Annotated in this window: 20 protein-coding genes; 8 read left to right on the top strand and 12 right to left on the bottom strand. The window is 35.0% G+C overall.

Translation table 11 applies throughout. The annotated features are described in order from the left end of the window. Positions 1 to 515: 515 nt before the first annotated feature. The 11 genes from ACNQGX_RS12775 to ACNQGX_RS12725 form a co-directional block, all read right to left on the bottom strand. Positions 516 to 1,592 carry a porin gene (locus tag ACNQGX_RS12775; protein ID WP_417976797.1) on the bottom strand — a complete coding sequence of 359 codons (1,077 nt, stop codon included), beginning with the start codon at positions 1,590 to 1,592 and terminating at the stop codon, positions 516 to 518. 150 nt (positions 1,593 to 1,742) lie between these two features. Then, the gene (locus tag ACNQGX_RS12770; protein ID WP_417976795.1) at positions 1,743 to 2,297 is read right to left on the bottom strand and encodes a K(+)-transporting ATPase subunit C; all 555 of its coding nucleotides are present in this window, start codon (positions 2,295 to 2,297) and stop codon (positions 1,743 to 1,745) included. A 51-nt stretch (positions 2,298 to 2,348) separates the two neighbouring features. Beyond that, positions 2,349 to 4,382 (bottom strand): potassium-transporting ATPase subunit KdpB, encoded by a 2,034-nt coding sequence (gene kdpB, locus ACNQGX_RS12765; protein ID WP_417976794.1) that lies wholly within the window; start codon positions 4,380 to 4,382, stop codon positions 2,349 to 2,351. A gap of 8 nt (positions 4,383 to 4,390) precedes the next feature. Next, positions 4,391 to 6,112 (bottom strand): potassium-transporting ATPase subunit KdpA, encoded by a 1,722-nt coding sequence (gene kdpA / locus ACNQGX_RS12760; protein ID WP_417976793.1) that lies wholly within the window; start codon positions 6,110 to 6,112, stop codon positions 4,391 to 4,393. 68 nt (positions 6,113 to 6,180) lie between these two features. Further along, complete coding sequence (gene kdpF, locus ACNQGX_RS12755; RefSeq protein ID WP_111410498.1) at positions 6,181 to 6,258, bottom strand: K(+)-transporting ATPase subunit F; 78 nt, start codon at positions 6,256 to 6,258, stop codon at positions 6,181 to 6,183. Between the two features lie 141 nt (positions 6,259 to 6,399). Then, positions 6,400 to 6,681 carry a DUF7674 family protein gene (locus tag ACNQGX_RS12750; protein ID WP_417976792.1) on the bottom strand — a complete coding sequence of 94 codons (282 nt, stop codon included), beginning with the start codon at positions 6,679 to 6,681 and terminating at the stop codon, positions 6,400 to 6,402. Between the two features lie 200 nt (positions 6,682 to 6,881). Beyond that, positions 6,882 to 8,225 carry a sigma-54-dependent transcriptional regulator gene (locus tag ACNQGX_RS12745; protein WP_417976802.1) on the bottom strand — a complete coding sequence of 448 codons (1,344 nt, stop codon included), beginning with the start codon at positions 8,223 to 8,225 and terminating at the stop codon, positions 6,882 to 6,884. A 320-nt stretch (positions 8,226 to 8,545) separates the two neighbouring features. Further along, a complete protein-coding gene (locus ACNQGX_RS12740) occupies positions 8,546 to 9,925 on the bottom strand; it encodes a Gfo/Idh/MocA family protein (protein WP_417976790.1) in 1,380 nt (459 codons plus the stop codon). Between the two features lie 104 nt (positions 9,926 to 10,029). Continuing rightward, positions 10,030 to 11,370 (bottom strand): DUF3472 domain-containing protein, encoded by a 1,341-nt coding sequence (locus ACNQGX_RS12735; protein WP_417976788.1) that lies wholly within the window; start codon positions 11,368 to 11,370, stop codon positions 10,030 to 10,032. 105 nt (positions 11,371 to 11,475) lie between these two features. Further along, the gene (locus tag ACNQGX_RS12730; RefSeq protein WP_417976786.1) at positions 11,476 to 13,176 is read right to left on the bottom strand and encodes a RagB/SusD family nutrient uptake outer membrane protein; all 1,701 of its coding nucleotides are present in this window, start codon (positions 13,174 to 13,176) and stop codon (positions 11,476 to 11,478) included. 10 nt (positions 13,177 to 13,186) lie between these two features. After that, positions 13,187 to 16,252 carry a SusC/RagA family TonB-linked outer membrane protein gene (locus ACNQGX_RS12725; RefSeq protein ID WP_417976784.1) on the bottom strand — a complete coding sequence of 1,022 codons (3,066 nt, stop codon included), beginning with the start codon at positions 16,250 to 16,252 and terminating at the stop codon, positions 13,187 to 13,189. Between the two features lie 694 nt (positions 16,253 to 16,946). On the opposite strand from ACNQGX_RS12725, the gene ACNQGX_RS12720 reads away from it, so the two are divergent. Continuing rightward, positions 16,947 to 17,597, top strand: a complete 651-nt coding sequence (locus tag ACNQGX_RS12720) for a sugar-binding protein (protein ID WP_417976782.1) — start codon at positions 16,947 to 16,949, stop codon at positions 17,595 to 17,597. Between the two features lie 7 nt (positions 17,598 to 17,604). Here the strand turns inward: ACNQGX_RS12720 and ACNQGX_RS12715 are convergent, their stop codons facing one another. Next, complete coding sequence (locus ACNQGX_RS12715; protein ID WP_417976780.1) at positions 17,605 to 18,645, bottom strand: substrate-binding domain-containing protein; 1,041 nt, start codon at positions 18,643 to 18,645, stop codon at positions 17,605 to 17,607. A gap of 311 nt (positions 18,646 to 18,956) precedes the next feature. Here ACNQGX_RS12715 and ACNQGX_RS12710 point away from each other — a divergent pair, with 311 nt between their 5' ends. The 7 genes from ACNQGX_RS12710 to ACNQGX_RS12680 all read left to right on the top strand — a co-directional run bounded on the left by ACNQGX_RS12710 (position 18,957) and on the right by ACNQGX_RS12680 (position 26,801). Further along, complete coding sequence (locus tag ACNQGX_RS12710) at positions 18,957 to 20,057, top strand: mevalonate kinase family protein (protein WP_417976778.1); 1,101 nt, start codon at positions 18,957 to 18,959, stop codon at positions 20,055 to 20,057. Positions 20,058 to 20,059: 2 nt separating this feature from the next. Further along, positions 20,060 to 20,935, top strand: a complete 876-nt coding sequence (locus ACNQGX_RS12705) for a sugar phosphate nucleotidyltransferase (protein ID WP_417976777.1) — start codon at positions 20,060 to 20,062, stop codon at positions 20,933 to 20,935. Between the two features lie 159 nt (positions 20,936 to 21,094). Then, a complete protein-coding gene (locus ACNQGX_RS12700; protein WP_417976775.1) occupies positions 21,095 to 22,480 on the top strand; it encodes a sugar MFS transporter in 1,386 nt (461 codons plus the stop codon). A 39-nt stretch (positions 22,481 to 22,519) separates the two neighbouring features. Further along, positions 22,520 to 24,448, top strand: coding sequence for a glucosamine-6-phosphate deaminase (gene nagB, locus ACNQGX_RS12695; RefSeq protein WP_417976773.1), 1,929 nt, complete (start codon positions 22,520 to 22,522; stop codon positions 24,446 to 24,448). Between the two features lie 292 nt (positions 24,449 to 24,740). After that, positions 24,741 to 25,538, top strand: a complete 798-nt coding sequence (locus ACNQGX_RS12690; protein WP_417976800.1) for a sulfite exporter TauE/SafE family protein — start codon at positions 24,741 to 24,743, stop codon at positions 25,536 to 25,538. 25 nt (positions 25,539 to 25,563) lie between these two features. Continuing rightward, positions 25,564 to 26,133 (top strand): TlpA family protein disulfide reductase, encoded by a 570-nt coding sequence (locus ACNQGX_RS12685; RefSeq protein WP_417976771.1) that lies wholly within the window; start codon positions 25,564 to 25,566, stop codon positions 26,131 to 26,133. Positions 26,134 to 26,237: 104 nt separating this feature from the next. Next, a complete protein-coding gene (locus ACNQGX_RS12680) occupies positions 26,238 to 26,801 on the top strand; it encodes a YeeE/YedE family protein (protein ID WP_417976799.1) in 564 nt (187 codons plus the stop codon). Positions 26,802 to 26,805 lie beyond the last annotated feature (4 nt).

Below are 26,805 nucleotides of genomic sequence, written 5' to 3'. Positions count from 1 at the left end.
GATTGGATATTCTGGATATTAAGATTTACCTAATTCCTTACATTCTGTTCAGACTCTAAAAGATAAAAAAGAATGAGGACATTTCTATGTGTCAATATATTTCTTTGAACTATTTAGCGACATATGTTCTCTCATTCCTTTTCACTTCATTATTCAAATTTATTGACTTTTATAATTAAAGTCGATAACTTCGCAAACATAGGAGAAACATAGAATTTAATTTTTGATTTAAATCTGTTCCGAACAGTCGAAATCTAGGTGACATAGAAAAAAAGCCAATGCTTTTTTTTCTATTGTAAACTCTTATCTCCGTCAAAATTTATTTTTACAGGAATAAACACTATGTTTCTATGTGGTTTAAACTTTAATTTTAATGCGTTTGACGTGATAGAATATTGCTTATTACTTATTGCAAATTGCTTATTGCCTATTGTCTATTGTCTATTGCTTATTGCATATTGCATATTGCTTATTGCATATTGAATATTGCAAATTGCCTATTGTTTATTTGCCTATTAAAACGAAATCGCTAATGAAGTCGTCAAAAATAAATTGTCATTACTGGGTAAATTATCTTTCAAAAATACCGCATCCTTACTATTCAAATTTCTGGCTTCTACTCTGAACATTAAATTTTCAGTAACTAAATAGTCAAAGTTAGCCGAGAAACCATAGGTTTTAAATCCGTTTTCAGTTCCAGTCGCGATAATTACCCCTTTCTCATCTTGGTAATATTCGCCTCTTGCCGCCAGCTGAATTTTAGCGGTTGGTTTGTATTGCGCCATCAAAATTGGAGAAAACCAAATGTCATACTTGTCACTTTTATTGACTGATTGTTGCGAACCTATATCAAAACCAGCAATTACGCTTGTTTTTTCAGTCACTTTAAATTGTCCGTAAAAATTATTGAAATAACGCCATTTTCTATCATTATCCGGTTGTTCGTTCCCAATGTAAGTACTCCAATTCAATGCGATTGAAGACGATGGTTTGAAAGTCACTTGTGTTCCAAAAGCAGGTGTCTGATTGCCTTCAACTTTCTGGATGCGTTGCCAGCCGTTCAAATACATAGCCGCCAAATACCATTTTTCGCTTTTTGAAGTATATCCAATTTTAACTCCAGCTTCATAATACGGGGAATTATCCGCCAAAATACTTCTGGTCAAAGTCATACAATCTTTACCAATCGCACTTTCAAAACCAATATGCGAAGGCATAATTCCCGCATCTACCCAAAGGTTATGGGCTGTCGAAATTTTCACACCAATGTTCGCCTCATACACATTTTTTAATAAATCCTGTTCCGCTGCCAAATTATATTCAGCATAGGTTCCCGCCATAAGTGCAAAGTTTCCACGAATATTATCCTTTGCATAATTCACTTTTACTAAACCTAAATTCAGATTCAATTCATTATGCTTGTTATGACTGTAAATAAATCCCGGTCGTACATGATTATCCGGATTCCCAAAATCATAACTGTAATAAGTCTCAACATATCCCGAAAACGTGAAAGAACTTTTTGACTCTTCTTGAGCATTAACTGTTGTAAATCCGAAAGCTATTAAAGCTGTAACTATTATTTTTTTCATTTTGTTTGTCATTGCGAGGAACGAAGCAATCTCATCCTCATTATTTATATTAGGAGCTATCCCGATAGCTATCGGGACAGCTATCATTCCAATCTTTTTCCAACCCAATCAGGGTTTAAAACCCTGATTGGGTTATAAGGTCAAATATTATTATTTCAATTCATCCAAAGCCACATTCAATTCCAAAACATTTACCATTGAAGTTCCCGCTAATGTAGGTTTATTGATCTTATTTTCTACCAATGCTTTTACTTTTTCTTTAGATAAATTTCTAACTTTCGCCACACGTTTTACCTGAATCAGCGCCCCTTCTGGCGAAATATTCGGGTCTAAACCACTACCCGAAGCCGTCACCATATCCGATGGGATTTCTGATTTTTTCAAATACGGATGTACAATCAAAAACGTATCAATCCTTTTTTGAACCAAAGCCAAATAATCAGGATTACTTGCTGCTTTGTTGCTTCCCCCACTTCCCGCCGCATTATAATCCACCGTCGATGGTCTTCCCCAGAAATAATTAGACTTGTTAAATTTTTGTCCAATTTTTTGATACCCTACCACTTTTCCGTTTACGGAAACGGTCTCTCCTTTCCCTTTATTTGGGGCAAATTGTGCAATTCCATATATCGCCAAAGGATAAATGACTGCAAATAAAACGACCATTAGTAAGGTCAATTTTAATATTGAAAATATATTTTTCATTTTGTTTATTTTATAAACCTAACAGGTTTCAAAAACCTGTTAGGTTTGATTTTACATAAATAGTGCTACAACCAAATCGATTAATTTAATTCCGATAAAAGGAACAATCAACCCACCCAAACCATAAATCAACAGGTTTCGTTTCAATATGGCACTTGCTCCGATTGGTTTATAATCAACACCTCTTAGAGCCAGCGGGATCAATATCGGAATGATAATCGCATTAAAGATCACCGCCGATAAAATGGCACTTTCCGGACTATGCAAACGCATAATGTTTAATCCTTCCAAAGCTGGAATCGCTGTGATAAAGAGCGCAGGAACAATCGCAAAATACTTCGCTACGTCATTGGCAATCGAGAACGTGGTAAGCGTTCCTCTGGTCATCAGCAATTGTTTTCCTATTTCAATAACTTCAATCAATTTGGTTGGGTCATTGTCTAGATCGACCATGTTTCCTGCTTCTTTTGCAGCTTGCGTTCCACTGTTCATGGCAACACCAACATCAGCTTGTGCAAGAGCGGGTGCATCATTCGTTCCGTCACCCATCATTGCCACGAGTTTACCGTTTTGTTGCTCATTCTTGATGTAGTTCATCTTATCCTCAGGCTTGGCTTCGGCAATAAAATCATCGACACCGGCAGCTTCGGCAATAAATTTGGCAGTCAAAGGATTATCTCCGGTAACCATTACCGTTTTTACTCCCATTTTTCGCAAACGGTCAAAACGTTCTTTCATTCCTGTTTTGATGATATCTTGTAATTCGATAACTCCTTGAACTTCGTTGTTTTTTATAACTACTAATGGTGTTCCTCCTTTAGAAGAAATAGCTATTACTCGCTGAGCCGTATCGTCCGGAAAATCATTACCAGCTTGAACTGCTATGTTTTTTGCAGCATCTTGAGCCCCTTTTCTAATGTTGGTTCCGTCTCTTAAAACAACACCACTAGTTCTGGTTTCGGCAGTAAATTTGATTAAAGTAGCACCTTCAATAGACAGTTTCTGAGCAACTTCCAGTCCAGCCAATTCTACAATACTTTTTCCTTCTGGAGTATCATCTGCAAGTGAACTCAACACTGCTGACTTGATAAAATCTTCTTGTGAAATTCCTTTTGCAGGATAAAAATTAGTTGCTTTTCTGTTTCCAATAGTGATTGTTCCAGTTTTATCCAAAAGCAATACATCGATATCTCCAGCAGTTTCTACCGCTTTTCCTGATTTTGTAATTACATTGGCCCGCAACGCTCTATCCATTCCTGCAATTCCAATGGCAGAAAGTAAACCACCAATAGTCGTTGGAATTAAACATACAAATAGCGAAATGAAAGCTGCAATAGTAATTGGTGCATTTGCATAATCAGCAAACGGCTTCAAGGTAACGCAAACAATCACGAAGATTAAAGTAAACGCTGCTAACAAAATCGTTAATGCAATTTCGTTTGGTGTTTTCTGACGACTTGCCCCTTCTACCAAAGCAATCATTTTATCCAGAAAACTTTCGCCTGGTTCGTTAGTCACGATAACTTTAATTTTATCCGATAATACTTTTGTCCCTCCGGTAACCGATGATTTATCACCACCAGATTCACGAATTACAGGAGCACTTTCTCCAGTAATGGCACTTTCATCGATAGTAGCCAAACCTTCAATTATTTCACCGTCGGTAGCAATTAGATCACCTGCTTCACAAACGAAAACATCACCTTTCTTCAATTCAGAAGAACTGATATTTTTGATTTCGCCATTAGGTAAAACCTGTCTTGCTGGTGTTTCCTCACGTGTTTTTCTTAAACTGTCGGCTTGCGCTTTTCCACGGGCTTCGGCTATAGCTTCTGCAAAATTGGCAAACAAAAGCGTTGCTAACAAAATTAAGAATACAATGAAATTATAAACAAAACTACCTTGATCCTGTGCACCAAATAAAATGGCAATACACACAGCAAACATAATGGCAGTCCCGATTTCTACGGTAAGCATTACCGGATTTTTGAACATTATTTTCGGGTTAAGCTTCACAAAAGACTGCACTAAGGCATCTTTTACTTGCTTACTTTCAAATAATGAGTTGGATTTATTTTTAGTCATTTTTTATATTATTTTAATGTAAAGTACTCCGCTAAAGGTCCAAGTGCCAATGCTGGAAAGAAAGATAAAGCAGCAATAATCGCAATTACAGCAAAAACCATTACTCCAAAAATCGTAGTATCCGTTTTTAAAGTTCCTGCACTTTCTGGAATGTATTTTTTATTGGCTAATAGTCCTGCAATAGCCAATGGCCCGATAATAGGAAGGAAACGACTCAATAGCAACACAATTCCGGTGGTAATATTCCAAAATGGGTTGTTATCTCCTAAACCTTCAAAACCAGAACCATTATTGGCCGCACTCGAAGTATACTCGTATAACATTTCTGAAAATCCATGATGTCCGGGATTGTTCAGCCAGCCAGTTGCGTTTCCGCTAAACCAATAGCCCATTGCTGTATCATTCGCAGCAAAATAAGAAGCCAAAGCCGTTCCCGACAATATCAATAAAGGGTGAAGAATTGCAATAAAAGCAGCAATTTTCACTTCGCGGGCTTCAATTTTCTTTCCTAGAAATTCAGGTGTTCGTCCCACCATTAAACCCGAAATAAATACAGCGAGAATAATGAAAATATAGAAGTTCAGGAAACCAACTCCGCAACCGCCATAAAACGCATTGATCATCATGGCGAGTAATTCCATAGATCCAGAAACAGGCATCGAACTATCGTGCATACTATTGACAGATCCTGTAGAGATTACCGTTGTGGCAATACTCCAAAACCCAGTAACGGCAGGTCCAAAACGGACTTCTTTCCCTTCCATGGCACCAGTAGCTTGGGTAATTCCCATTCTTTCGATAGCAGGATTTCCGTTGAGTTCACTGATAACTGTTGGTATTACTAAAAGCAAGAAACCAACGGTCATTACACCAAAAATAACGTACGAGAATTTTCTTTTCTTTAAATAAAAACCCAAAGCAAAAATCATCGAAAAAGGGATAATCAATTGTGCCCAAAGTTCAACCGCATTGCTAAAATAAGTTGGGTTTTCTAAAGGATGGGCAGAGTTTGCTCCAAAAAACCCTCCTCCGTTGGTTCCTATATGCTTGATAGCAATAAATGCAGCTGCTGGTCCACGGGAAACTTCTACTGAATCGCCTTGTAAAGTAGTAATGGCATCTTTTCCTTCAAATGTCATTGGTGTACCGTTAAACAGCAGTGCCACAGCTACAATAGCAGAAAGAGGCAATAAAATACGAGTACAACTTTTGATGAAATAATTGTAAAAATTGCCTAATTTATCAGTAGTTCTTTCTTTCATTGCAGTAAAAACCATTGCTGCTGCTGCCATTCCGACACCGGCTGAAACAAATTGCAAGAACATTAAAAACATTTGCGACAAATAAGAAACTCCACTTTCACCTGAATAATGCTGTAAATTGCAATTTACCACAAACGAAATGGCAGTATTAAATGCCAAATCGGGTGACATAGATGGATTATTATCTGGATTTAAAGGCATTGAACCTTGAAACAATAAAATAAAAAAGCATAGAAAGAACCAAATCATATTGACACTCAAAAGTACTTTTAGATGTTGCTTCCAGTTCATTTCATCAGTTGCATTGATGCCGCTGATTTTAAAAATAAGTTTTTCAATTGGATTGAAAATCGGGTCAAGTAACGTTTTATCGTTTGAATAGATTTTAGCAATATATCTTCCCAAAGGAATTGCTAAAACTATCGAAACGATAAAAATACTGATGACACCAAATAACTCTGTATTCATATATTTAATTTTAGATTTTAGATTTTAGATTTCACTGTGACAATTCTAAATTCTAAAAAATTTATTTTTTAAAACTTTTCAGGTTTGATTAATACGTAAACCAAATAACCAAATACGGCAAGTGCGACGATAAATAGTGCTGTCATGATTTAGATTTTTTCAAAAAATTCGACGGATTTAAAACAAATCGCAAAAAGCAAAGCTCCTAATGCGAGTAAAAGAATAATGACTAACATAGATTTTTAGATTATTGGATTATTAGGCTTTTAGACAATCGATTAGCCTCATTATACTCCCGAAGCATTGATTTGTTTGATGTATTCTGCCTTCAACGATTTTGGAAACAGATTGGAAATACTGCAATGACGCAGTTCCATAAAAGAGGAAACCGAAAAAACATAGACATTCGAAATGGCAATCTTAGTTTCGTTGCTTCCTGTTTCGAATAATCGTTCAGCTAGTGCCAAACATTTTTTTGCCCGATTTATATTTCCAGTAATGATTGCCGTTTTAGTGATTTCGGCAAAGCGTTCTGCCTGTTTGTAAATCGTAGTGACTTGATTTTTCATAAGGATGATTTTTTATGTTCTTCATCGCTTATGCCAAAATGCATTCCAAGAAATTACAGCCGCACATAAAGCACCATCAATTAATGACTTATGTATTTTTCGTCAAAACATGGCATAAAAAAAGCCTATCATTTTGATAGGCTTTTCTCGTTTTGATACCCTTTTCAGGGTTCAAAACCCCGATAGGATATTATTATAAATTACTGAATATTATATTCGTCTAATTTCCGATAAAGTGTTGCAACTCCAATTTCTAATAAGCGTGCTGTCTCTGCTTTATTCCCTTTGGTGTAATTTAATACTTTTTGAATGTGGAGTTTTTCAATACTTTGCATCGAAAAAGCAGATATTATTTTAGTGCTTTTTTCAATTGGATGCTGCATTTCATAAGGTAAAATAGCAGCAGTAAGTATTTCTCCGTTTACCAAAATTACAGATCGCTCAATTATATTTTTTAATTCTCTGATATTTCCAGGCCAATGATAGGTTTCTAATTTATGAAGAAATTCGGCATCAATAGACAATGTTTGCTTGTTTGTTTTAGCTGAAAATTGTGCCACAAAATAATGTGCCAATGGAGCAATATCTTTTATTCTTTCCCGTAATGGCGGAATTGTAATCTCAAAAATATTCAACCTGAAATACAAGTCCGAACGAAAACGATGTTCTTCACTTTCGGTTTTCAAATTGCGATTGGTGGCAGCAATTAAACGAAAGTAAGATTTTTTTGGTGTGGAATCCCCAACAGGAATGTATTCGTTGGTTTCTAAAACACGTAACAATTTAGCTTGCAACTCTATTGGCATTTCACCGATTTCATCCAGAAATAAAGTTCCGCCATTCGCCTCTTCGATAAATCCTTTTTTGTCTTTTAAAGCTCCGGTGAAAGCGCCTTGTTTGTGTCCGAACAATTCGCTTTCCAGAATTTCCTTGCTGAAAGTACTGCAATTTAAAGCTACAAATGATTTCCCAACTCGGTTACTGTTTTCATGAATGGCTTGCGCAAAAACTTCTTTTCCGGTTCCGGTTTCTCCTGTCAAAAGCACGGTAGAATCTGTTTTGGATACTTTTTTGGCCAAATCAATTACTTGTTCCAATCCTTTAGATTTTCCAATGATAGTATCAAAGGAATATTTATCGGATATTCGTTTTTCGAGCTGTTTGACTTTTTTTAATAGTTGTACTTTTTCCAGTGCTTTGTATAACAACGGGATAATTTTATCATTGTCGTCGCCTTTAACGATATAATCAAAAGCTCCGTTTTTCATAGCTTGAACACCATCGGAAATTTTGCCGAAAGCGGTCAATAAAATGACTTCGGTCAAAGGAAAAGCAGTTTTTATTTTTTGAACAAAATCAACTCCGTTGCCATCGGGAAGTTTGACATCACAAAGTACAACATCAATATCATTATGTTCCAATTTCTTGAAACCTGATTTTAAATCGGATGCTTCGAGAACTTCAAAACCCTCAGATTTTACTATTCTTGCCAGAAGTCCACGAAGTTTTTCTTCGTCGTCAATAATGAGTATGTTTTTCAAAATGTTATAGATGAAATTTTAGATTACAAAATTACATTTTTTACTTCTTTAGAATGGATATATGTAATATAAATTTTACAGTTAAAATAACAGATAGCATCACAAAGTCGCAAGTCCTAAAGTTTTAAAATCATAAAGCCCAATATGTCTTAATTTTTTGATTTTAAGCTTTCACCAAATGGGTAATACAAAGCAAAAATAACTTTCTTGAAGACAACAAAATGTAGAACATTATCAAAGTTCATATAGAACTTGTTCTACAACTACAAAGAAAAACCCGCTCTGGGAGGAGCGGGTTTACTTAAAAAAATAATTATTTTTTCTTATTTAGAAAACTCTAAACCTTTTAATTTGTTCCAACCTCCACGAGTGAAATCAGGGATTTCAACAGGAGTTGAATTATTATCAAGAGAAATTTCCGTTAGTGGAACAAGACAAGACCATTCCGCCAAGTCATATACATCCATGTCAAGTGGAAGACCATTTTGTAGACAATAAATCAAACGGTAATCCATTATGAAGTCCATACCGCCGTGACCACCAACCTTTTTCGCTTTTTCTTCGATTCCTTTTACAATCGGATGTTTGTATTTTTCCATTAATGCTTTTTTCACGTCTTCAGGTACAAACTTGTGTGCACTTAAGTTTTCATGATTTGGAGCAATATCTGACCCAATTGCTTTTGAATCCAATGCATACCCCTCAACTGGATATTTGTTTGCAAAACCTTTTGTTCCGCTAACTTGATACATACGGCTGTAAGGACGAGGAGAAGTTACATCATGTTGAATATGAATCGTTTTTCCTTTTTCCGTACGAATCATGGTCATCGTATGATCCCCGTTTCTAAAATCTTTTACCTCTATTCCAGATTTTTCTTTAATATACGCCGGATTACCAACTGCTTTAGTATCCATAGAAACCAAATAATTCATCTTGTCACCACGGTGGATATTTAACGCTTGGCAAGCAGGTCCCATCCCGTGCGTTGGATAAATATCTCCACGGTGTTTTTTGTTATAATCCATACGCCAGTTGTTCCAATACTCTCCCCAGAAAGGTTGAAGTCCGTGGATATATGCCCCTTCTGTATGCATAATTTCGCCGAATAATCCTTGTTGAACCATATTCAATGTGGTCAATTCAAAGAAATCGTACACGCAATTCTCCAATTGCATGCAATGTTTACGTGTTTTTTCGGAGGTATTAATCAAGTCCCAAATTTCTTCCATGGTCATTGCCCCAGGAACTTCAATGGCTACATTTTTACCATCTTTCATGGCTTGAACACCAATTTTCGCATGGTTTTTCCAATCTGTTGCTACATATACAAGATCCACATTAGGAAGAGCAGTTACTTTTCTCCAGGCATTTTCATCCCCAAAAAACTCTTTTGCTTTAGGAAGTCCTGCTTTAGTAAGAATTTCATTTGCTGATTTAGTGTTGTTTTCCAACATATCACACAACGCAACAATCTCAACTCCCGGAATATGTGTCATTCGTTCTACTGCACCCGGACCACGCATACCTAAACCTATGAACGCAATACGAACAGTAGGAATTGGAGCTGTTGCAAGACGTAAAACATCTTTTTGTCCCTTAGCTCGAGCGGGAGCGGGAGTTTTAATCATTTGAGCCGATACATTTGCCCATCCTAGAAAAAGAAAGGAAATAAGTAGTAATTTAAAAATACTAGTTTTCATAATTTAATTTATTTATTAAAAAAAATGGAAGATAATCTCTTTGTTGATTATCTAATTTTAGGTTTATATATTTTTGATAGCATTTAATTTTTCAACGATTTGATTTAAGGTAATTTATTAAAATCTATATTAGGTCTATTATTGCTTAAAGGTCTTGTAAAAACACTTTGAGCTTTAGTAAAATTATTAAAAAAACCTCCATTTTTCAAATAGAATGATTCGTTATTTAATAAACCTCCTGAATAATCCATACGGTACCCTATAGTACCAGTATTGTCTGTTGTGAATTTTGCTGAGTTTATCTCTGTCCAATTTCCGGTATCATCACAATACCATTGATTATTGAATAATACTTCGCGAGACTTGTTCCCTTGCTCCGGAGAAAAATTTTCTAAAAACGAATGAAATCGTTTTAGATAAGTACTTGTTTCCGGACGGTTAAAGCTGGCGATTAATTGCCATTTGTTTAATTCGGGTGCAAAAAAGTAAGCGGTATAGGTCGTTGAATTATCGTTTTGAGGAATTCCACGAAGTAAAAATTTATACGTGTTTCCAGCGATCCAATTGTATTTCAAATAACTTTGTCCTCCGGAACCTTCATTACCAAATTCTCCTGTTGTCACTCCTCCTCCTTTTTTAAGGAGTTTAATTTTTTTGGAATCTGGAATGGTTGCTGGATCATCCGTTACAAATGGACTCCAAACGGAGAACAATACTCTACGCTCTTTGTCAGAGTTAACTTGTATACCAAAATATCCTTCTGCAAACCCATTTGCCATATAATAAGAACCTATAATATCTTGGCCTTTTGGCACCATAACTTCGTTGTAATACCATTCGATGTTTTTATCTGCAGGCACTTGATAATTTAAGTGCACAGATGGTCCTCTTCTTCCCCAATGATAAAAACTACCTTCGTCATTTTGAACAAATGCAATTTTATCTTTAGCAATCGAACTGTTAATTGTTACTTTTGAAATAGAAGGAAAATTACTTTTATTCTTACTGATTCCTTTTATTTTTAAAGCAACGTAACCTGGTTCATTAATTTCCCAACGTCCTATTTGATAAGAATCTTTTTTGGTATCGTTGAATTCAACTCTCTTGGATTCGTTATTAATGGTGAATTCTAAAGTTGATTTCCCAAGAACTACCAATGACTCCTTATCTATTGAGAATTGGAATACTCCCGGTTCAGAAATTCGAAAATAAGCAGTAAAATATTCTTCTGAATTGGTCCAATACTCGATTCCATTTTTTGTTATGGTTTCAACTTCTCCAAGGGGGATTGAACTAAAAGCATTTCCACCAAGAGGCAAAGAAAATTCCATTATCATTTTAGAATCATCCTCACCAATAGCACTACTTCTGTCACTACCACTACAAGAAGTAAGTGGAATCAATAATACGATTGCTACTAGTTTTGTAAAGAATCTTTTTTTCATCTCTAATTTTTTTATACTTATTTCTATTCCCGAATTTACCTTTTCTGATCCCTTTTATTCTTAATCAAATGGACGCTTTTTACAACATCATTCTAACCTTTTTTATTATTGATTTTGGGTTAGCGTTCCTGGATAAGCATTTATTTCTGATTGAGGAATGAATTGTACCACACGAGGGCTTGTTGCAGGAACATCTTCCATCGAAGGATGTGGTCCTGGATAACGACGCGTCATTGTTTGCCCGTTTCTATATACATCATACCCTCTATGCGCTTCAAAAGCTAATTCTAATTGACGCTCTTCATCTATAAGTTGGATCGCATTGGCGCTAGTTAATGAAGTATATCCAGCACCAGGAATTGATCTTTCTCTTACTATATTCAGATTGATACGGGCATTTGTGTAATCTCCTTTTTTAGCATACGCTTCTGCCATATTCAAATACATTTCTGCTAATCTTGAAATGGTAGGAGAATGAAGATGCGAATCATTATCCTGTAAAGAACATTTAGTGATATAGTACATTGGATATACACGGTTTAACAACATCATATAATCTTTTTCACCTACATACGTTTTTCCTTTATAGACGATTGAATAACTATTCTCAGCAGCATTAACTTCTGTAAGGTTATGTTTAACAGTTGCGATATCTATATAAAACGATCCGTCAGTATTACGTTTCAGTGGTTGTTGCAGATAGTTATATCCTGTTTGTACACCGGTTGTTGCATTATAAGAATCATGGATAAAACGGAATGCTTCTGTTTTATTTTTGGCGGCATCAGTCACATATTGAGGCTCAATAAATGCCCAACGAGCATCATTTTTCTGACCAGCCTTACGTAGTAAATCTAAATATTTGGCACTGGCATACATTTCGCCCCAACCTTGTCCTTGAATATTGGCATACATACCACCAATACCGTAATAATGATCAAAACCAGAGAACTCTGAAGCCACACGTTTTACGGCAAAGATGGTTTCGGTTTGTCCGGCTGCATCTGGAGCAAAGGTGTTGTATTTCATAAAATCTGCTCTGCTTAGCAAATTGTAATTACCGCTCGCAATTACTTTATTAGCATATTCTATAGAAAGAGTAGCATATTCTTGATTTGGACTTTGGTACGTTCCGCTCATATACAAGTACACTCTTGATAGCATCGCTTGCGCTGCCTCTCTGGTTGCGTAAGTTGCACTACGTTTTACAGTCATTAGCGTTTCTGCTTTTTTCAAATCATTTATAGCTTGTTGGTAGCTATCTTTAATTGTGGATCTGTCTGGGAGATGTAAATTATCTATATCAGCAGGCAATCCGTTTACAATAGGCACTCCCAAATTAGATTCAGGTGATTGTGCATAAGGTCTACCGTACGTACGAGATAAATAAAAGTAAATCATTCCTCTTAAATAATAGGCTTCTCCCAATTGCTGATCCATTTGTACACTTTCTCCTTCAGTAATCTTTTTCATCAAATCACTTGATTGTGAAATAATTTTATAACTGTTGTTCCAAAAAACAGATAATCTTCCATTATCCGGTATGTGCTGGTACGAAATAAAGGAATAGAAAGCATCCGTAGAAGTTCCTCGTATCATGATATTATCTCCGGGATATTCCCCTACTCTGTGCATAACATCTGACCAACCTTTAAGTTGTGCATAACACCCATTTAAAAGCACTTCGACAGCGGCTTCCTTATCTGCAAGGATTTTATCCTCGGTGTAAGCATTAAACGGTTCTCTCTCTAGTTCACAAGAGGATAAGAAACTCATTGTAATAAATAATATAAATATCTTTTTCATGATTTTTTTTTTAAAGAGTAAGATTAAGACCTAATACAAATTTGCGTGTCTGAGGATATACTGATGTTGCAACTCCTGTAATTTGACCATTACCACTAGGTGGTATCTCAGGATCAACTCCAGAGAAGTGAGAAATTGTAAATAAGTTTTCTGCAGCTACAAATAGTCTAAGATTCGAAATATTCAAACGCTCAACATTTAGGTTGTATCCTAAAGAAAGACTTCTCATTTTTAGATACGTTCCTGTTTCCAAGAAACGAGACGACGCTTTGTTTGAGTTACTACGATTGTTATAACTCGCTTGAGGATGCGTAGCAATATCTCCCGGTTTTTCCCAACGGCTCCATCCGCTGTGCAGATTCATTTGGTTACGATCCGTATATGCTCCATCTGAATCAAATTCTGCTCTGGCATAATTATAAATTTCACCTCCTACTGAATAAGTGAACATGGCAGCAAGATCAAAATTCTTATAATTCAAATTCGTTGAAAATCCACCAAAGAAAGAAGGAGTATACGCTCCCATAGCAATCGGTGTTTTTGAAGCAGCACTATAACTAAACGTTTTTACGCGTTCTCCTGCTGCATTGGTTTCAAACCATTGTGGTTTTCCTGTCTCTGGATCTACACCAGCCCATTCTGGCAAGTACCAAGTATCAACATCTTTTCCTGGAGTCAGTAGTTTAGAGGCTGAACCGGCAATACCAGATCCATCTCCAACAATGATTTGTTTTCTTTCACCATAAAGACTCGTAACTTTGTTTTTATTCACGCCAATATTAGCATCAACAGACCATTGCCAATCTTCATTTTTAATAATTTCAACATTAAGTGCCGCTTCGAAACCTTTGTTCCTTACAGCCCCTACATTTTTCCAAATACTGGTAACTCCAATTACTCCAGGTAAAGGAACTTGGTACAATAAACCAGAGGTATCTTTATCATAATAATCTAAAGTAAGGTTGAATCGTTTTAAAAAACTAACATCTAAACCAACTCCGGCTGTATACGTTTTTTCCCAACTTAAATCAGGATTCGCAATTTGAGAGATAATAGCTCCTGGATTTTCATTATAACCTGTCGTTAAAGAATACAATGCATAATGTGGATAAAGGCTGTTTGGTCTATTTCCAACAGATCCGTAACTCGCTCTAAGTTTTAAATTTGTAATATAATCTGCTTTAAAAAAGTCCTCTTTATGAATATTCCATCCACCACTCACAGAGAAGAAATTTCCATATTGTGAATTAACTCCAAAATTTGAAGCCCCGTCGCGTCTTAAAGAAACTTGTGCTAAGTACTTATTATCATACGTATAATTAACATTCGACAATAATGATTGTACGGCCCATTGTGCTCTGCTTCCTTTCACTTTTTCAGGAATTGAGGCTACATCACCCACTATAAATCCTGGCGCAAATCCTGTAGCAAATCCTTCTGTGTTTTTAGAGTTGAATTCATTCCATTCATAACCAGCGATAGCATTAAAATTATGCTTACCATATGATTTATTGAATTTGAACAATTGATTGGTATACGCTCTATTATAAGAACTCATGTAGTCTTCAATTCTACCTTTTACGGCTAATCCGCTGGAAGAACGTGGATCTGAATAGGACATAGAATTTGAATGTGAAAAGATATAGTTATTTACAGACGCAAATGTTAACCAATCCGTAAGTTTTATATCGAAGTCAAAATTACTTCTAACATCGTACGCCTGAGACTCACTGTAATCCCACTGTAAATCATACAAATAGTTAGATCCTGTTGTGTTTACCCAAGTTGGATTTGGTTGATTTCCCACCAAAGTGCCATCTTCTAAATAAGGATTGTCCCAAGGCATATTGCCATACATTGCCCCTACAGAATGCTGCTTGTTTAATACATCTCTGCGTGAAGCATTAATTTGAGGTTTTATTGTCAACCAATTATTTACTTTATAGCTGAATTTTAAGAGTAGATTGTATCGGTTAAAATCATATCCTTTTACAGCAGCAGTTTCATCATACACACCCAAAGAAACGTAGCTTTTAAAATTTTCAGTACCTCCGCTTATTGCGAGGTTATGATCTGTTGCTAAACCAGTTCTAGTGGCATTGTCCCACCAGTCAAAGTTTTTATTTCTTAATTCCGGATTCCACCACCAAGCAGTTGAAAAATCTTGTTTGTTCGAAAATGAATCGTATAAATCGTACAATTCTGCTCCGTTCATAATATCAAAATTACCTGTATTCAAAGTCGTAGCAGCCATTTTTGTAGAAAAACTAATAGTCGCTTTTCCAGATTTTCCGCTTTTTGTTGTAACAACGATAACACCGTTTGCTCCTTGCGAACCGTACACAGCTGTAGAAGCTGCATCTTTAAGTACCGTCAGACTTTCAATATCGGTAGGATTAATATTTCCGGCGCTGCTTCCTACAATAACTCCGTCAACTACCCATAAAGGATCGGTACTCCCGTTTACAGTAGTTTTTCCTCGAATAATTATTTTTCCTGAAGATCCTGGCTGACCAGATCCTGAAGTTACTTGAACCCCCGTAGCTTTACCCGCCAATAAATTTTCGACAGAAGGAGTTGTTGCATCTGTAAGCTTCTTATTAGTAACAGTTTGTAATGACCCCGTAAGACTTTCTTTTTTAATCGTACTATACCCTACAATAACTACTTCATTTAATTTTTGACCCGTTTCTTTTAAAACAATTTTTAATGGTCCAACGCCAATGGCAACCTCTTGTTCTTCCATTCCAATGAACGAAACAACTAAAGTGTTGCTATTTCCCAATACTTCAATAGAAAAATTACCGTCAGCATCTGTCTGAACTCCTACCGTAGTGCCTTTGATAAGTACATTAGCTCCAGGAAGAGGTGCGCCACTTTCATCAGTCACTTTCCCTTTTACAATTTTCTGAACTAGTGATACATTGGTATCGTATGATGTAACCGTTTTTATAGTCGAAGCAGTGGAAACTTGAAAAGTTAAAGCTAACAAAGAAAGAATTGCTAGTTTTATTTCTTTGTGGGACAGATTGTTTATCCCTAAATCCCTTGGTTTTTTTTGGGTTAATAATTTCATACTCTTGAAATGATTTTAGTTAATAATTAATTGTTTGTTTATTCTGCATTCTGTTTTGCATACATCCTTTTTGATTGAGAAAAATTGACTCTAAAAAATTTGATTTATAATTTCTTAATTGATCTGTTTTTTATTCAAATCATCCTCTTATTTTTTAATTCGCATTCTGGATTTATACTTTTTTTATCCTCTTATTTAATTTTTAGAGTATTAAATTTTTATCTAATAAAAGAGGCATTATTTTTTAATATGTGACGAAACTATAGATTATATTTTTATTAAACAAGGAAAAACATGAAAAATGTGCTCGAACACACGACATTTGTGTTCTCGAGCACATAAATATTATGCAAAACGTTTTTTTAGTAATAAAATTCTAGTTTTTTAATAATAGAAGCCGCTTCAATCTTGCTCTCTTTATTTTAGCTAAAAGGAAGCTTATAGATTAAAAAATATGAAATTCGTAATTTTTAAATCATTTTTTTAAAAATTCAACAGTTTTGTATATTATTAGAAACACATTAAAGCCTATTATTTTTATCGATTTAGACCAGAATTTAACGCTAAATAGATATTTTTAAGAATTCCAATTAAGCTAAAAAAAGAGAAGAATTTTTCATTGAAATTTCTTTTAACTATATTTCGGAAATTTTACTCAAATACAATTTTATACAACTATTAAATACAACATAAAATGACTCCAGAAATAAAAGAATACGAAGTGAATTTAATCGAGAAAAAACAATTGAATATCTCCGGAAATGGAGATGATACATTATGGGATAACGCTATGATTTTGACAGATTTTTGTTCCCCTTGGAGTACCGAAAAAGGAACAGAAATTACATTTAGAGTACTTTGGGATCGTGAAAAATTATTTTTTAATTTTACTGTTTTGGACACCGAAATCCACATTGAAAAACAGGATGACAGTATTGACAGTATTGGAAACTCCGATAGAGTCGAACTCTTCTTTAGACCTGATAATTCCCTGAATCCGTATTATTGTTTAGAAATCGATACTTCTGGTCGAGTAATGGATTTTATGGCGCATCCCAATAAGGACTTTGATTTTAATTGGAATTGGCCCAAGGATGATTTAGTAGTTAAATCAACTGTAAATGCTAATTCTTTTACTGTTGAAGGGTCAATTAGTATCGAATCTTTAAAAAGTTTTAATTTAATTCAAAACAATAGAATAGAAACCGGTGTTTTTAGAGCAAAATATACAAAGAGACAAAATGGATGTTTTGAACCTAACTGGATAACCTGGGTAAACCCAAATACCGAAACACCTAATTTTCATATTGCTTCTTCGTTCGGGGTTTTTGTTTTAAAAGAATAGAATGGTGCTATTCAATATAATACTCCGCATTTTCAGCATTTACAATATCAATGGGTAAAAGAATCATTTCCGGAATTTCTTTCTGAAAAAGAAAATATTCCACTAAAGAGGTTATTCCCAGATACGCTTGCCTTTTCTGATTTTGATGGATCATAAAATCAATTACTCCTTGATTCAAATAAGTAACATTTTCATTAATCAAATCATATCCGACAACTCCAATTTTTTTACGTTTGAACGCACTAAGAATTTTAGCTATTTGATATGCTTTAGAAGTGGTAATAAAGATTCCTGATACATCAGGGTTTTCATTCAGAAAATTATTGAAACTAATTTCAACATTTGGATTTTTCAATTTTAGGGTTGTGATGGTATAGTCTGAATTTCCTATCTCCTCAAAATAATTTCTAAAACCTCTTTCCTTTTCCTGCATGTGAATTGCATTTTTGTAGGTTTCATCAATATGAACAATAGCAATTTGACCTTTATCAGTAATCGAATCTAATAATTTTGCAGCCACTCGCCCACTTCTAAACAAATCCTGACCTACAAAACTTTTTACAAAACTGGATTCGACTTGGTTGTTAAAAGTGTTTACAATGATGTTTAATGAATGGTATTCTTCAATAACATCAACGGTCTCTTTATGGAATAAAGGCGCCAACAAAACCGCATCGGGAGATAACCCTAAAACCGTTTCATTCGTTTTTAAAAAAGATTTCTTTTTTTCCGGATTAAAATAAAAAGTTTCAATAACTAAATTATAGGCATTGAATTCTTTCGCAGCATCATCAATACCATTTAGACAAGGAAGCCAATAAGGATCAATTTTAGGATCAGGAAGTACAATACAAATACGATAAATTTTATTGTTTTTTAAATTTCTGGCAATAAGATTTGGTTCGTAGTCAATTACTTTTAAAACCTCGTTTACTTTTTCCAGAGCTAATGGTGACACTTTTCCTCTTTTATGCAAGACTCTGTCAACAGTACCTTTTGAAACGCCAGCTAATTTAGCAATATCTTTTATTGTATATTTTTTATCCATAATGGGCAAATATATAAAAACTTTGGTTTATTTTATTTTGTAAGACTTAATTAACAAATAAGAATTTAATTAATGAATGCCATCCTTTTATTTTGAACCACTACTCTATTTTTAATAATGCCTTTTATATTTAATTTAAAAATGTGCTCGATAACATTTTTAAGGTGTGTTCGAGCACATTTTTTGTTTTTTACTTGGTTTATTAGAATTTAATCTATAGTTTCGTAAAGTCAAAACTAAGAAAACCGTTAGAAGTACAAATAAAAAATATCATAATCATCAGTATTACAATACTTTAACACCTATAAAAAGTGAAAGAAATTATATCATTAGCACCGGGACGGACGTGTCTCTTTGGAGATCATCAAGATTATTTAGGATTACCGGTAATTGCATGTGCAATTAATAGAAACATAAAATTAACTGCAGTGCAAAATGACACTGACGTTTTTAAATTAAATATGGGGGATATTAATGAAGTTAGGGTCATTGATATCCACGCTACTTTTTCAGAATTAGCGCCACGTGATTATTTTGCGTCTTCCTTAAGAGTTTTGAGAAGACATGGTTGCATCCCAAATGTAGGATATGATATTACCATAAAAGGAAATATTCCCATCAATTCAGGAACCTCAAGTTCATCGGCCTTATTATTGGCTTGGATTAACTTTTTGATTACCGCTTACGGAGTCGATGCCGAGGTTACACCTGAATTTATTGCAAAAATGGGATATGCTTCCGAGGTATTAGAACATGGAGAACCAGGCGGAATGATGGATCATTACAGCATAGGAGTGGGTAATATTGTGCACATCAATACCAAAAATCCATTTTCTTGTACTATTATAGGTACTGAATTGAAAGGTCTTATCACGGGTGTTTCGGGTGTGCCTAAAGAAACTATTGGCTTAATTGGCGAATTGAAAGGGAATGCATTATTGGCGATAGATATTGTAAAACAAAATTTTAAAGATTTTGATTTAAACAAAGCCGAAATCCAAGATTTAAAGAAATATTGTAATTATTTACCAGACCGATTGATTCCTTATTTCGAAGCGGCAATTAAAAATCATCATTATACCAAACTTGCTTTAAAAGAATTTGAAAAACCAACGCTTGATTTAAAAAAGATTGGAGAATTAATGAATGCGCATCATGTTGTGTTGAGAGATTTATTGAAAATTACGGTGCCAAAAATCGATGCTATGATTAATGCCGCATTAAAAGCTGGTGCGTATGGTGCCAAAATAGTTGGTTCAGGTGGCGGAGGCAGTATTGTAGTACTGGCCGAACCGGGAAAAGAAGCACTGGTAGTGGAAGCGATACTGGCAGCAGGTGCAATAGAAGCGTATACAGTGGATGTTGATCCTGGAGTGAGAATATTAGAAAATAGTATAATTTTAAAGAATTAAGTATGCATGGCAATTTAATTATTTTAGCCGGTGGCGCTTCCTCCAGAATGAAAAAACAAGTTACATTAGATAATTTGAGTGAAGAAGAAATTGCGCAAGCTAATGAAAGAAGTAAAGGATTAATTGGTGTTGGCCCAAACGGAAGACCATTATTAGATTATCTTTTATTAAATGCTAAAAAAGCAGGGTATAAAAATATCTATATTATTATTGGTGAGCAGGGAGATTTATTTAAAGAATTTTATGGCAGTGAAAATAAAAATAATGATTTTCATGGTTTAACCATTTCTTTTGCCACTCAATACATTCCTGAAGGAAGAGTGAAGCCATTTGGTACTGCGGATGCATTATTCCAAGCGGTAGAACAGTATCCGGAATTGAATTCTCAAGATTATTCGGTTTGCAATAGTGATAATTTGTATTCGGCAGAGGCGTTATATGCACTCAGGGAAACCAATAGTCCTAACGCTTTTATAAGCTATAACCGTGATGCATTAGAGTTCCCGTCGGAGCGAATTTCTCGTTTTGCCATTGCGAAACTAAATGAAAACAACTGTCTTTTGGACATTCTTGAAAAACCAACCGCAGCTATTTTAGACAGCTATAAAGATGCTGAAGGAATATTAAGAGTGAGCATGAATGCTTTTAAATTTAACGGAGCTATTTTATATCCTTATTTAAAAAATTGCCCCGTTAATCCGGAAAGAGATGAAAAAGAATTGCCAACCGTACTTTTAAATGCAATAAAAGAACACCCTAATACCGCATTAGGAATTCCTTTTTCGGAGCATGTTCCTGATTTAACGGCAAAGGAAGACATAGCCGAGGTAAAAGCATATTTAAAAAAACATTATCCTCAATTGGATTGGAATGTATAATAACCAAAAAATAAATCCATCTTAAAAAAATAAGGTGTGAAAAATCAGTAAAAGTGCTTCTCCCTTTTTTTTCTAGTAATTAAACCAGACTAGATTGTAGAAGTGCTCATACTAATAAAGTTACCCGCTAAATTTAACTATTACTAAAAAACAAACAACATGTCAAAAATCGAGAGTACCATAAATAGGAATCAAGGGAGTGCATTAATTCCAATGGTTATTTTAACCGCATTATTTTTTATTTTCGGGTTCGTAACTTGGTTAAATGGGCCGTTAATTCCATTTTTTAAAACTGCCTGCGAATTAACGGAGTCTCAATCTTATTTTGTGGCTTTTGCATTTTACATTGCCTATTTTGTGATGGCAATACCCTCTTCTTGGTTGATAGAAAAGGTGGGTTACAAGAATGGTTTATCACTAGGATTAGTGGTAATCGCAATTGGAGCCTTTACGTTTTATCCAGCTGCCGAAGCACGTACATTTATTCTATTCCTAATTGCATTATTTGTCATGGGTACGGGATTAGCAATTTTACAAACCGCGGCGAATCCTTATGTGGTTGTAATTGGTCCTCGAGAAAGTGCGGCAGCAAGAATTAGTGTATTGGGTTTAGCAAATAAATTTGCAGGATTTATTGCCCCTATTGCCTTAACCGCTTTGGTACTTTCTAATATGAAAGATTATACTGCTGAAAAAATTGCACTTCTTGATGCTGATGCAAAAGCAAAAGCACTTGATGCACTTGCATTACAATTGCAAACTCCTTACATCTATATTGGAATTATTATCTTGATATTGGCAGTATTGATAAAATACTCTCCGCTGCCGGAAATCGATTTAGACGAAGATGGACAAGTGGGACATTTAAGTATTTTTCAACAAATTAAAAATGCGTTCCAATATCCGCAATTGGTTTTTGGTTTCATTACGCTAATGTTATATGTAGCTGGTGAAGTAATTGCAGGCGATTCTATAGGTGGTTTTGGAAAAAAACTAGGCGTTTATGGCGATAACGGAGATTTTTATCTAAAACTTACTTCGTTTACAATGACCGCTATGGTAATTGGCTACATTTTAGGAATTACCTTAATCCCTAAGTATGTTTCACAAGTTACTGCTTTAAAAGCTTCAGGCTTTTTAGGAATTATTTTAGTGCTGTTAATTGTTACGATTTCTCCAGCCATTATGATTCAATTACCCGGAGGAATTCCAAATTTACCACTAGTAATTATTTTGGTGGCTCTTATAGGACTTGCCAATGCACTTTGCTGGCCAGCAATATGGCCAATGGCACTTCAAGACCTTGGAGGCTATACAAAAATAGCGGGTGCCATATTAATAATGGGAATTGTAGGTGGTGCTATTTTTCCATTAATGTACGGTTCATGGGCAGATACAATTAATATAGCGAACGAAGCTGAAGGTATTGCTGAGACTGCTAAAAGTGGTAATCAAATTGCCTATTTGATATTATTACCTACTTACTTTATGATCCTGTTTTATGCATTTAAAGGACATAAATACAGAAGCTGGTCCAGAAAATAATACAGATTAAGTTAGATAATAAATTAAAAAAAACTGACAATGTTAAAAAGTAACATAGATAAGGCGACAGGTTTTGAAAAAAGATTCGAGAATATTGGAACAGTAGTATTTGAAAATTCAACTGCGGCATCTAAAGCCGTTGCACAACAAATAGCAACCCTTATCAGATTAAAACAAGAGAATCAAGAATCCTGTATATTAGGATTAGCAACGGGGTCTTCGCCCAAAGGATTGTATGCCGAGTTAGTGCGCATGCACAAAGAAGAAGGACTGAGTTTTAAAAATGTAATCACATTTAATTTAGATGAATATTATCCAATGGAACCCGATTCTATAAATAGCTACGTGCGATTTATGAAAGAATTACTGTTGGATCAAGTGGATATCCTACCGGAAAATTATCATATTCCGGATGGGACTTTATCCAAAGAAGAAATTGCTGATTATTGTGCTAATTACGAAGCTAAAATAGAAGCTTTGGGAGGCATTGATTTACAGATATTAGGAATTGGAGGAAACGGCCATATTGGATTCAATGAATCAGGGTCTTTACAGAATTCCAAAACACGATTGGTAGCATTAGATCATATTACCAGAGTGGCGGCAAGCAAAGATTTTTCTGGATTAGGGAATACTCCCAGAACAGCAATTACGCTGGGAATTAAAAAAATAATGGAAGCCAAACAAGTTATTTTAATGGCTTGGGGAGAAGGAAAATCGAATATTATTAAAGCTTCTGTTGAAGGAACGGTAACCAATCAAATTCCTGCTTCATTTTTGCAAGAGCACAATAATGCCGTTTTTGTTTTAGATAAAGAAGCTTCTTCAAAATTAACGCGAATCAATACGCCTTGGTTGGTTGAAAAAATTATTTGGACCGATCAATTGACCCGAAAAGCGGTGTTAGGATTGGCACTTGATTTAAAGAAACCTATTTTAATGCTTACAGATGCTGATTATATTGAAAATGGAATGAGCGATTTGTTGGCTGATTCTGGACCGGCATACGACATTAATATCAAGATATTTAACAAACTTCAGCATACAATTACCGGATGGCCAGGAGGAAAACCGAATGCCGATGATGTAAACAGACCCGAAAGAGCGGAACCCGCAAGAAAAAGAGTGTTGGTTTTTAGTCCGCATCCGGATGACGATATCATCAGTATGGGAGGTACTTTTATGCGATTGCAACAACAAGGGCATGAAGTACATGTTGCCTACCAAACCTCTGGAAATATTGCGGTTGCTGATGATGAAGCACAACGATTTGCACGATTTGTAATTGATTATAACGAGAAATTTGGAATAAAAAGTATTGAAGCGGAGCATATTTATAAAAAATCGATAGCCTTTCTTAAAAACAAAAAAGCGAGCGAAATAGACATTCCTGAAGTTCGTTATTTAAAAGGATTGATTCGAAAAGGAGAAGCTCGCGCTACGAGTCATTTCGTTGGTTTGTCCGATGAGCAAATTCATTTTATGGAACTTCCATTCTATGAAACAGGAACTATCGAGAAAAAACCTTTGGGAGAAGTCGATATCCAGTTGACAATGGATCTTATTGAAAAAATAAAACCACATCAAATTTATGCTGCAGGTGATCTGGCAGATCCGCATGGAACGCATAAAGTATGTCTGGATGCCATTTTTGAAGCCGTAAAACGATTGAAACCACAAGATTTCATGAAGGATTGCTGGGTTTGGTTATACAGAGGTGCTTGGCAGGAATGGGGTATTGATGAGGTGGAAATGGCTGTACCTATGAGTCCCGATCAGGTGTTAGCTAAAAGACACGGAATTTTCAAACACCAATCTCAAAAAGACGGTGTGGTATTTCAAGGATCTGATGCTAGAGAATTTTGGCAGAGAGCAGAAGACAGAAATAGAGAAACGGCCGTATTGTATAATCAATTGGGATTATCTAGCTATGCCGCAATGGAGGCTTTTGTTAGATGGCACTATTAGCAGCCGTCCGACTGTAGTCCCTTCCTCTCCACGATTATGAAAATCCATTTTACAATTAGTAAAATGGATTTTTTTTATGTTTATTCCGAATGTCATAATTAATTTAACCCGTTGGGTTAATTAGTTTTTAATTGAAATCAAAACGCCTTTAAACTTTATACTTTACAGGCGTTTTTGGTTTATTCACATCCCTAATACGTTCATTTTTTGAAAAAAAAGCTCCCTATGTGATAAATGTTACTGTACGCGGAATTTTAACGGACAATCTTTGCAGTATACAATTTTACAATTTATGGAATATATCGGTTATTTTACATCAATACTCATTGGCGTTGCATTAGGACTCATTGGCGGTGGTGGCAGTATTCTTACCGTACCTGTTTTAGTTTATTTATTTGCTATCGAACCCATTTTAGCTACCGCTTACTCCTTATTTATTGTAGGACTTACAAGTGCTGTGGGTACTGTCGGCTATTTCAAAAAAGGATTGGTAAATATTAAAACAGCTATTGTTTTTGGTATTCCGTCAATCATTGCTGTTTTTACAACGAGAGCTTTAATCGTTCCTGCGATTCCAAAAGAAGTGTTTTCCATAGGAGAATTTATAGGTACAAAAAACCTGTTGATGATGCTCCTTTTTGCCGTAATTATGATTGCCGCTTCGTATAGCATGATTAAAAAAGACACCAAAATTATAGAAGAAAAGTCCGAAGAACAAAAATTCAATTACCCGCTGATACTTATCGAAGGCGCAATTGTTGGCGCTATCACAGGTTTAGTGGGAGCTGGTGGCGGTTTCCTAATTATTCCTGCTTTGGTTATTTTGAGTAAATTACCAATGAAAGAAGCAGTCGGGACTTCATTAGTAATTATTGCTGCAAAATCTCTGATTGGTTTCTTTGGAGAAGGAAGCGAAAACGGAATTAATTGGCAATTTTTGCTTACCATTACAACATTTGCAATTGTTGGAATTTTCATTGGCACAGCCTTATCAAAAAAAATTAATGGAGATAAACTGAAACCTGCATTTGGTTGGTTCGTTTTGGTGATGGGAATCTATATTATAACTAAAGAGCTTTTTCTAAAATAAAATACTATTTCAAAAAAAATAAAAAATGAACTGGAAAACACCAAAAAAATCTACTATTCAAAATATTGCTTTTATCCTATTTATCGCATTGCTTCTGTTTAGTCCTTTGGGCACTTTTTTAAAAATACAAGTAAACCGCTTAATTGCTTTTTCGCCAAAAACGATTGCTGTAACAGATCAAAAAATGCTTTCCACATACCAATGGCAATTAGTCGATGCTACAGGAAAGAGTGTGACATTGGAAGAATACAAAGGAAAAATAATATTCATTAATTTCTGGGCTACATGGTGTCCGCCCTGTATTGCCGAAATGCCAAGCATGCAAAAATTATATGCTGACTATCAGGATAAAATTGTGTTTTTATTTGTGACAACTGATTCCTTTGAAAGGGCAAATGCGTTTTTAGTCAAAGAAAACTTAACCCTTCCAGTATATCAATCCATTACAAATCCTCCTTTAGAAATGGAGTCGTCTACAATACCCGCCACTTATCTTATTGACAAACAAGGAAATGTGATTGTAGCCAAAATTGGAGCTGCAAATTGGAATAGTGATTCGTTCCGAGAAAAGTTAGATCATTATATTACAAAATAAAATCAATGTGATTTTTTTAAATCTTTTTTTGTTGTGTGACAAAAGTAACACAACTACTGCTTTTTAAATATAATCTTTGCAGTACTAAAGCAACAAATATGGAAATTTTAGAATTCATCAAACAACCTTGGCCTTGGTATATTGCAGGCCCATTAGTTGGACTTACAGTTCCGGCATTATTAATTATGGGAAATAAATCTTTTGGAATCAGTGCTTCATTGAGACACACTTGTGCGATCTATTTACCGGCAAATATTACCTTTTTTAAATACGATTGGAAAAAAGAAATCTGGAATATGTTTTTCGTATTGGGAATATTAGTGGGTGGCGTTTTGGCATTTAATTTTTTGTCAAATCCAAATTCAATTATTATAAACGATACTCTAAGAACAGAATTAGCGTCATATGGAGTTACAAATATCAACGGAATGTTACCCGAACAACTCTTCTCGTGGGAAAACTTAATCACGCTCAAAGGATTTTTCATGATGGTCATAGGTGGTTTTTTTATTGGTTTCGGTTCTCGTTATGCGGGAGGTTGTACCAGCGGGCACTCTATTTCCGGTTTGTCTAATTTACAATTGCCCTCACTGATTGCAACCTGTTGTTTCTTCGTAGGTGGATTGATTATGGCGAATATCATTTTACCTATAATACTTTCTATTTAATACT

It is taken from the genome of Flavobacterium glycogeni, assembly GCF_048286775.1.
Lineage (GTDB): Bacteria > Bacteroidota > Bacteroidia > Flavobacteriales > Flavobacteriaceae > Flavobacterium.
The sequence above is the reverse complement of the archived record's forward strand: the minus strand, read 5'-3'. Positions and strand labels throughout refer to the sequence as shown.

Coding starts and splice junctions, on each gene's coding strand:
- ACNQGX_RS12775 (WP_417976797.1), bottom strand. CDS start 1,592: ATGAAAAAAATAATAGTTACAGCTTTAATAGCTTTCGGATTTACAACA.
- ACNQGX_RS12770 (WP_417976795.1), bottom strand. CDS start 2,297: ATGAAAAATATATTTTCAATATTAAAATTGACCTTACTAATGGTCGTT.
- kdpB (WP_417976794.1), bottom strand. CDS start 4,382: ATGACTAAAAATAAATCCAACTCATTATTTGAAAGTAAGCAAGTAAAA.
- kdpA (WP_417976793.1), bottom strand. CDS start 6,112: ATGAATACAGAGTTATTTGGTGTCATCAGTATTTTTATCGTTTCGATA.
- kdpF (WP_111410498.1), bottom strand. CDS start 6,258: ATGACAGCACTATTTATCGTCGCACTTGCCGTATTTGGTTATTTGGTT.
- ACNQGX_RS12750 (WP_417976792.1), bottom strand. CDS start 6,681: ATGAAAAATCAAGTCACTACGATTTACAAACAGGCAGAACGCTTTGCC.
- ACNQGX_RS12740 (WP_417976790.1), bottom strand. CDS start 9,925: ATGAAAACTAGTATTTTTAAATTACTACTTATTTCCTTTCTTTTTCTA.
- ACNQGX_RS12735 (WP_417976788.1), bottom strand. CDS start 11,370: ATGAAAAAAAGATTCTTTACAAAACTAGTAGCAATCGTATTATTGATT.
- ACNQGX_RS12730 (WP_417976786.1), bottom strand. CDS start 13,176: ATGAAAAAGATATTTATATTATTTATTACAATGAGTTTCTTATCCTCT.
- ACNQGX_RS12725 (WP_417976784.1), bottom strand. CDS start 16,252: ATGAAATTATTAACCCAAAAAAAACCAAGGGATTTAGGGATAAACAAT.
- ACNQGX_RS12720 (WP_417976782.1), top strand. CDS start 16,947: ATGACTCCAGAAATAAAAGAATACGAAGTGAATTTAATCGAGAAAAAA.
- ACNQGX_RS12715 (WP_417976780.1), bottom strand. CDS start 18,645: ATGGATAAAAAATATACAATAAAAGATATTGCTAAATTAGCTGGCGTT.
- ACNQGX_RS12705 (WP_417976777.1), top strand. CDS start 20,060: ATGCATGGCAATTTAATTATTTTAGCCGGTGGCGCTTCCTCCAGAATG.
- ACNQGX_RS12700 (WP_417976775.1), top strand. CDS start 21,095: ATGTCAAAAATCGAGAGTACCATAAATAGGAATCAAGGGAGTGCATTA.
- nagB (WP_417976773.1), top strand. CDS start 22,520: ATGTTAAAAAGTAACATAGATAAGGCGACAGGTTTTGAAAAAAGATTC.
- ACNQGX_RS12690 (WP_417976800.1), top strand. CDS start 24,741: ATGGAATATATCGGTTATTTTACATCAATACTCATTGGCGTTGCATTA.
- ACNQGX_RS12685 (WP_417976771.1), top strand. CDS start 25,564: ATGAACTGGAAAACACCAAAAAAATCTACTATTCAAAATATTGCTTTT.